The sequence below is a fragment of the Photorhabdus sp. RM96S genome (genome assembly GCF_042879335.1).
Taxonomy (GTDB): Bacteria; Pseudomonadota; Gammaproteobacteria; order Enterobacterales; family Enterobacteriaceae; genus Photorhabdus; species Photorhabdus kayaii.
The window spans coordinates 185,553-191,946 of the sequence record NZ_JBHFKT010000004.1 but is presented as its reverse complement, the minus strand read 5'-3'; the positions used below and the strand labels follow the sequence as shown (position 1 = coordinate 191,946).

The window sequence follows — 6,394 nt, the reverse complement described above, 5'->3', positions numbered from 1 at the left end:
ATTAGGTACTTAAATGAAAAAGTTATTTTCTGTTTGCCTGGTACTTTTATTGCTGTTTTCATCAAGTGCGGCTGCATCGATATTTTCATATATCACTAAATCCGAGGGCATACCCACAAATGCCTATTATACTTTTGTCATTGAACGTTGGGACCCAGAAAACGATTTTACGCCAAATCCTTGTTATGGTTATTCCGCGTGTTGGATATCGGTTAACCATCGCCATTTTGCTGATGGATATTCAGGGCAGCCCTATAGGCTATTCAATACTCGCGTAGAAAGATTCAAGACAATGAAACAAGTGCAGGCGGAGATATTGAAATATACCAGTTTTCCGATTACCGGCGTTGCAAAACATTTCGGCCCTGCGATTCGATCGCATCAGGAGTGTGTCGGGCTATTTTATGAAACCGATCAAAATGGTTTTCATGGAAGATTATTACCCGGATCTTTATGTGGCGTTGCACCACCACCGATAGGATTTTGTCAGGTCAGAGAAGGCTCCGTTGAACTTAATTACGGTAGTATTGATGAGGCAAAATTGGAAGGCGCGACCAGAGCGGAAAATATCAATGTGACCTGCAATGTAGACATAGAGATTATCGTGACAGCGACGGGACCTGATAGGGGATTAGTCCCTTTAAGAAGTGATGGTAGCTTGAAAGCTAAGTTGCTATTAAATGAGAAAAATGGTGAAGACGGCGTTGCCGTGTTTGTACCGGCGGGAGGAAATGTAGCCGTTACAGTGAAATCAATTTTACAGAAAAATGGCAGAGTAGAGGCAGGACCTTTCTCAGGATCAGGGGCAATAATTTTGGCGATGCCATAAAAAGGTGTTTTTTTAATTTAAAGGCTGGGATGAAAATGAAACAAGATCATCTATTAGTAGGGAAGCGTATTCAAAAAAGAAGGAAAGAGTTGGGTATGACTGCCGCCAAATTGGCGGAAAAAATAGGTATTAGTCAGCAACAACTCTCACGTTATGAGAGAGGGATAAACCGAATTAATTTATCCCATCTGGTGCGGATCGCTTCAATATTGGAGACGCCGATAAACTGGTTTTTCCTTGATTGTAGTTATCCTGCTACCAATAACAGCATCAATAAATTAACAGACCAATATATCCCTATTGCGGAGGCTACATTGGGTAAATTTGGATGTTAACTGATCTCGACTCCAATCGGGGGATCGATAAACCCGTTGATGACTGAGTTTTGTGACCGACGGAACGGTCACTTTTATGATTTCTCTGTCAGCCATGTTATTACCACAATGTTATTACCACAAATTAAAGAGTCCATTCTTATCCATCTCCCCTTTTGACGAAGTTATTAAAGTTCAGATATACCCTATGGATTTCAAGATGCATCGCGACGGCAAGGGAGCGAATCCCCGGGAGCATAGAGAACTATGTGACCGGGGTGAGTGAGTACGGCCAACAAAGAGGCAACTTGAAAGATGACGGGTATATACCGTATTTAACCCCGCATTTCTGTTATTTCTATTTCTTTATCGAAGCGTAAATGCTCATCGGCTGCCATAGGGATCAACCAACGTAAATTATAGATCACATTATCGGGTAATGAATTTGCTTCATAGATATTAACGATCTCTTTTTCAATAGAATTGACAGAATAGACACGATCATCATACATATAGAGAAAATTTACCTGATAAACGTCAGGACGAGTTAAGACAGTAAATAGTCGCCACTCTTCAGGACGTGTTTCAATGCCAGCTTCTTCTGCAAACTCCCTTGCCATTGCCTGTTGGGGGCTTTCTCCCGCTTCTATTTTTCCACCAATCCCATTGAGCTTCCCTTTTTGCCAACTGGGTTGTAATTTTGAAATTAGGGAGACATGTTTTTTATCTTTAGAAAACATAAACCCTGTTACATAGTTAATCATTATTTTCTCCACGCTTTTATTTCGCTACTAATGTCTGATTCCTGTCTGGCCCATATGAAATATACTTAATTGGGACACCAGCATAGTCTTGAATAAAAGATAAGAAATCAATCAGCTCAATAGGTAGCTCCGTTAAATCTGTATATGATGAGTTAAGTGCGCTCCAGGATTTAAATGTCTTATAGATAGGTTTGGCTTTATTGAGCTGCAATAATGCACCATCACAACAGACGAGTTTATCATCAATTTCATAGGCAATAGCGACTTTTATTTCATGTAAGCCAGCAAGAACATCAACATTCGTTATGGCGAGTTCTGTTACACCATTGAGTTTCACCGCATGTTTAATCAGGGATAAATCCAGCCAGCCACAACGCCTTGGCCTTTTTGAAACGGTACCATATTCGTTCCCACGCTCTCGAATATAATCAGCCTGTTCTGTCGATAATTCAGTGGGGAATGGCCCGTTGCCTACACGGATCATATAGGATTTCATCACACCGACAATATGTATTTTTTGTGCTGGTATACCTATCATGGCAAAGCAGGTTTGCACTAATGTCTGATATGCCACGGTATAAGGATAAGTACCAAAACTATTATCCAAGAAAGTGGCTTGTGATGTCTCAAGTAAAACATCTTCTCCCGAATTAAGTAAATCACCGATAATTTCATTAGTGAACGTGAAATAGGGTTCTATCCTCTTGCCATATTGATGTGTTGTTTCTAACATCTCTTCAAAATCTAATGTGGTTTGTGCATTAAAAACATGTTTAATCTGCTTTTCCCTGATACTCCAAAGAAATTCTAATTTACTTCTTAATTTTTCTTTATCAAGGGTATCAATAAGCCGAATGCCATGACGGTTGGCTTTGTCTTCAACACAGGCACCCACACCGACACCAACTGAACCTATCTTCTGCTTACCTTTGTATTTTTCTGATGCTCTATTTAACTCAGAGTGTAATGGTAAGACGATATGGCATCGTGGGTCGATAAATATATTAGAATCAATTTTTTCTTTTTGTATAAAGTCGATCTCTCTAACCAGAATGGGAAGACTGACTAAAGCGCCTTGGCAGATATATAAATTCTTTTTGTTGAGTGAGGCCGGTAATTGGGAAAATGAGCCTCTTAGATTACCATGTTGCACACAATGACCTGCATTAGCGCCGCCATTAAATCGAGCAATGTTATTGATGTTGCCAGATAAATAGTCAACAAATTTTCCTTTACCTTCATCTCCAAATTGGAGTCCAACTACAGCAGTTAACATAAATCTATTCCTTAATTCCTTAATTATCTATTGGCTTATTCAAAATAATAGTTAAATCATCATCTTTGATGATTTTTTAAATGAATAATCTGCTTTTAAATACTAAGCTGTTCTTTTAAAACTAATGTGATCAATATCTATTTGTACATCGTTATAAATGATCCCTTTCTTATTGGATTATTTTGAACAGCTTCTTTATTACTGTTTATGGACCAAAGAATCTGCTATTAATAGGGCTTCACTTAATGTATCAACAATGGGAACACCCGCGGTTTCAAGACTGATACGACTGTGGGTTCCTCCGGTATAAAGAATGGCATGAGTTCCTGCCGCTAATGCGGCAATTGCGTCATCAGTAGCGTCTCCAATAACCACACTTTGCTCGGGAGCAACATTGAGTTTTTTGAGATGGTTAGCTAACTGCTCTGATTTGCCGGTTGTCAATAATGGCGTATTTCTACCATCTATTTGGGTAAAGAATTTGCCAATACCATGATTATCAAGCATAGGGATTAATTCATTATGCTCCATCAGTGAACATAATGATTGGGTTGCACCTGTTTTATAGCGGGAAGCGAGGAGTTGGCTCACACCTTCCGTTAAACTGGCTTTCTGAATACCTGGCCGATAGTGAAAATTAAACGTTTTTCCGATCACTGACCATTCAGAAGATGAAGGTTCACGGCCAATCACTTGTTTATAGAAAGTTTGTACTGGAACACAATAATATTCCCGATATTGTTCCAGCGTTAGAGGGTCAATACCAATTTCTGCCAATGCGAAATTGGTTGCACTCAATGAAACATTGACATCATTAAGTAATGTACCATTCCAATCCCAAATAATATGTGCTGTTGTCATATTTAACTCCCCTTTTCCAAATTAACTTTTGCGAACCGAACATTCAGAACATTGATATGCCAGGGCCTTAAATGCATCAATTGGCTGTTCATAATTATTCAGTGGTGTTTGTGCTTTTAGATTTAATAAAAAATGCAATAAGTTGGCTGCCCATGTTGAATCTGTCAGGGTGTCATGAAGGACAGACAATAAACTATATGAATAGGCAACCCAATCCGCCGTGGTTGTATGAGCATATTTATCATCAGCGAAAGGCTGATCAATTAAGCGATTCAGGACCTTATGATGTCTGAAACACCAAGGCGTCAAGACATCTAAAGTTTCAGGGTTGAATACACGATCAGCATGCCCATAAACGCGAGTACGTAATAATTTTTCCCAATGTAGTTCGACGGCTCGGGCCTTTGGGCGTTGTCCGGTTTGGGCCATGACCAGATCGATTGCCTGACGTAAGGTGTCTCCTGTTCCGCAATTATCATCAATAATTGTCACGGTTTGTCCTGATGGAATTTTGCGCCCCCAGAGATGATTGCTCTTGCAAGACGTATCATCGTAACGTGAAACTTTCACTAAATTGAGCTCACTATTCCATGCTGCGGCTGTGACTGCGGCTGCCGCTGATCCTCCTAACATGATGCCAACAACTGAGGAGTTGGAGCATATGTCAATTTGGGCTGCGGCCAAAGTTAACAGATGATTATCTCCTTCAATAAATGGTCTGGGCACTTTGTGTTCCGTAGACAATGGCAATTTCAGGTCATGGATTGGCGAGGGTGAAAAAGTAAATGGTGTGCCCATCAGCGTTGAACTGACGACTTTAGCGCACTCTTTGATCCCATCGATGAATGGCACAATATCTTCGTTAACCGTCTGTGGAGAACTTAATAAGCTATCAACAATTCTCAGCAATTTTGCCAAACTATGATCGGCCAATATATATTTTGATGGGGCAGTACACAGCTTATCGCTACACTCAAGTTGAGAGATGTATTCTGTGTAATATTTCGCCGTCATCAGTAGCTCGTGACACGGTTTTTGTTCGTAATAGGCGGTACCGCGGGAACCGACGAATGCTGGCTTCTCTGTGAGTAAGCCAGGTAGCGCCATCACTTCTTTCGTTAAATAGCGTGTTTCAGGTACGCCACGCAATTCGCCTAGTAAACCAATAGAACGAAGATCCAAAGCAGGAGATAAAGATTCAGACATATTTAGCGTCTCGGTGATTGTGTTGCAGCAAGGGCATCTTCGAGAGGAACCTTACCAATATGTAGAGCTTGACCAAGAATGGCACCTTCGACACCGATAGTGGACAAATCGGCTAATGCGCGGAGATCATCAAGGCTCGATACTCCGCCGCCGGCAATGACGGGTGATGACGTTTTCGCGCAGACTTCCTGTAATAGCGTGAAATTTGGCGAACTCATCATGCCTCCCCGCTCAACATCGGTTACGACGTAGCGTTGGCAACCCTGTTTGTCGAGGCGCTCAAGGAGATCCCAGAGATTACCTTTGCTGACATTCCATCCATGCGTTGCCAGTTGATAACCTTCCGATGTGTTTTTTACATCCAGAGCAATGGCGATCTTATCGCCATATTCTGCAATGGCTCGGGCACACCAATCTGGATTTTCTAATGCTGCGGTCCCCAAATTAACTCGCTGGCATCCCGTTGCTAATACTTTGCGCAAGATGGTTTCATCTCTGATTCCGCCACAGACCTGTACGTTAATATCGACCGCAGCCAGGACATCGGCAATAAGATGGCTGTTTGAGCCACGTCCTGACGCAGCATCAAGATCAACAACATGAATCCATTTTGCCCCGGCATTTTGCCAGGCTAGTGCTACTTCTGCCGGGGTACCTAAAGGTCTCCGTAATGTTGGGCTTTCACCTCGGGTTAATCGAATTGCGGAATTCGATGTCATTGCTATTCCGTCAACAATATCCACAGAGGGAAATATCTCGAATATTTCCTTACTTATCATTAAATGCATCCTAATTAATTATTTAAAAATTAATAACGTTTTGTGATTAATGAAATTACAAGTTGCAATGCAATAAATATGCCCAAAAACAGAGGGGTTAATTTAATGAGCTTAATAACCATTCATTAATTCATAATAGTGAAAAGAAAAAATTTCTCAATAAGGTTATTAGCTAAATATAACAATTTGGATAACTTTGTTCAGCCAATTAATCTTATGTTTACTTAAGAAGAGTTAATTTAGGGGAAGGTGAATAGAGATTCAATTTAAATATGTCGGAAATGAATTCTACTAATGTTGATAGGGAAAATTCAGTGTTATTTATCTAATATTTTAATTATTACAAATAATATAAATCTGTTTTT

Annotated in this window: 8 protein-coding genes; 3 read left to right on the top strand and 5 right to left on the bottom strand. The window is 40.4% G+C overall.

What is annotated here, in order from left to right; genetic code table 11:
* Positions 1 to 13 precede the first annotated feature (13 nt).
* The 3 genes from ACGF49_RS04095 to ACGF49_RS04085 all read left to right on the top strand — a co-directional run bounded on the left by ACGF49_RS04095 (position 14) and on the right by ACGF49_RS04085 (position 1,523).
* Positions 14 to 829, top strand: a complete 816-nt coding sequence (locus ACGF49_RS04095; protein WP_113042618.1) for an adhesin — start codon at positions 14 to 16, stop codon at positions 827 to 829.
* A 29-nt stretch (positions 830 to 858) separates the two neighbouring features.
* The gene (locus ACGF49_RS04090) at positions 859 to 1,164 is read left to right on the top strand and encodes a helix-turn-helix domain-containing protein (RefSeq protein WP_113042620.1); all 306 of its coding nucleotides are present in this window, start codon (positions 859 to 861) and stop codon (positions 1,162 to 1,164) included.
* Between the two features lie 155 nt (positions 1,165 to 1,319).
* On the top strand, positions 1,320 to 1,523 hold the full coding sequence (locus tag ACGF49_RS04085; protein WP_387489773.1) for a hypothetical protein: 204 nt from the start codon (positions 1,320 to 1,322) through the stop codon (positions 1,521 to 1,523).
* Here the strand turns inward: ACGF49_RS04085 and ACGF49_RS04080 are convergent.
* From ACGF49_RS04080 to ACGF49_RS04060, 5 genes are all read right to left on the bottom strand, one after another.
* A complete protein-coding gene (locus ACGF49_RS04080) occupies positions 1,479 to 1,907 on the bottom strand; it encodes an NUDIX domain-containing protein (RefSeq protein WP_011145167.1) in 429 nt (142 codons plus the stop codon). The genes ACGF49_RS04085 and ACGF49_RS04080 overlap by 45 nt on opposite strands.
* Positions 1,908 to 1,923: 16 nt before the next feature.
* Entirely contained in the window at positions 1,924 to 3,183 is a 1,260-nt protein-coding gene (locus ACGF49_RS04075) for an adenylosuccinate synthase (protein ID WP_387489770.1), read from the bottom strand.
* A gap of 198 nt (positions 3,184 to 3,381) precedes the next feature.
* Entirely contained in the window at positions 3,382 to 4,044 is a 663-nt protein-coding gene (locus ACGF49_RS04070) for an HAD family hydrolase (RefSeq protein WP_113042641.1), read from the bottom strand.
* Positions 4,045 to 4,065: 21 nt separating this feature from the next.
* Positions 4,066 to 5,250: a phosphoribosyltransferase gene (locus tag ACGF49_RS04065; RefSeq protein WP_271867107.1), complete on the bottom strand. Its 1,185-nt coding sequence runs from the start codon at positions 5,248 to 5,250 to the stop codon at positions 4,066 to 4,068.
* Between the two features lie 2 nt (positions 5,251 to 5,252).
* The gene (locus tag ACGF49_RS04060; protein WP_271867106.1) at positions 5,253 to 6,029 is read right to left on the bottom strand and encodes a HisA/HisF-related TIM barrel protein; all 777 of its coding nucleotides are present in this window, start codon (positions 6,027 to 6,029) and stop codon (positions 5,253 to 5,255) included.
* Positions 6,030 to 6,394 lie beyond the last annotated feature (365 nt).

Bases quoted from the DNA above. Each gene is read 5' to 3' on its own strand.
- ACGF49_RS04080 (WP_011145167.1), bottom strand. From the start codon at position 1,907: ATGATTAACTATGTAACAGGGTTTATGTTTTCTAAAGATAAAAAACAT.
- ACGF49_RS04075 (WP_387489770.1), bottom strand. From the start codon at position 3,183: ATGTTAACTGCTGTAGTTGGACTCCAATTTGGAGATGAAGGTAAAGGA.
- ACGF49_RS04060 (WP_271867106.1), bottom strand. From the start codon at position 6,029: ATGATAAGTAAGGAAATATTCGAGATATTTCCCTCTGTGGATATTGTT.
- ACGF49_RS04065 (WP_271867107.1), bottom strand. From the start codon at position 5,250: ATGTCTGAATCTTTATCTCCTGCTTTGGATCTTCGTTCTATTGGTTTA.
- ACGF49_RS04070 (WP_113042641.1), bottom strand. From the start codon at position 4,044: ATGACAACAGCACATATTATTTGGGATTGGAATGGTACATTACTTAAT.
- ACGF49_RS04090 (WP_113042620.1), top strand. From the start codon at position 859: ATGAAAATGAAACAAGATCATCTATTAGTAGGGAAGCGTATTCAAAAA.
- ACGF49_RS04095 (WP_113042618.1), top strand. From the start codon at position 14: ATGAAAAAGTTATTTTCTGTTTGCCTGGTACTTTTATTGCTGTTTTCA.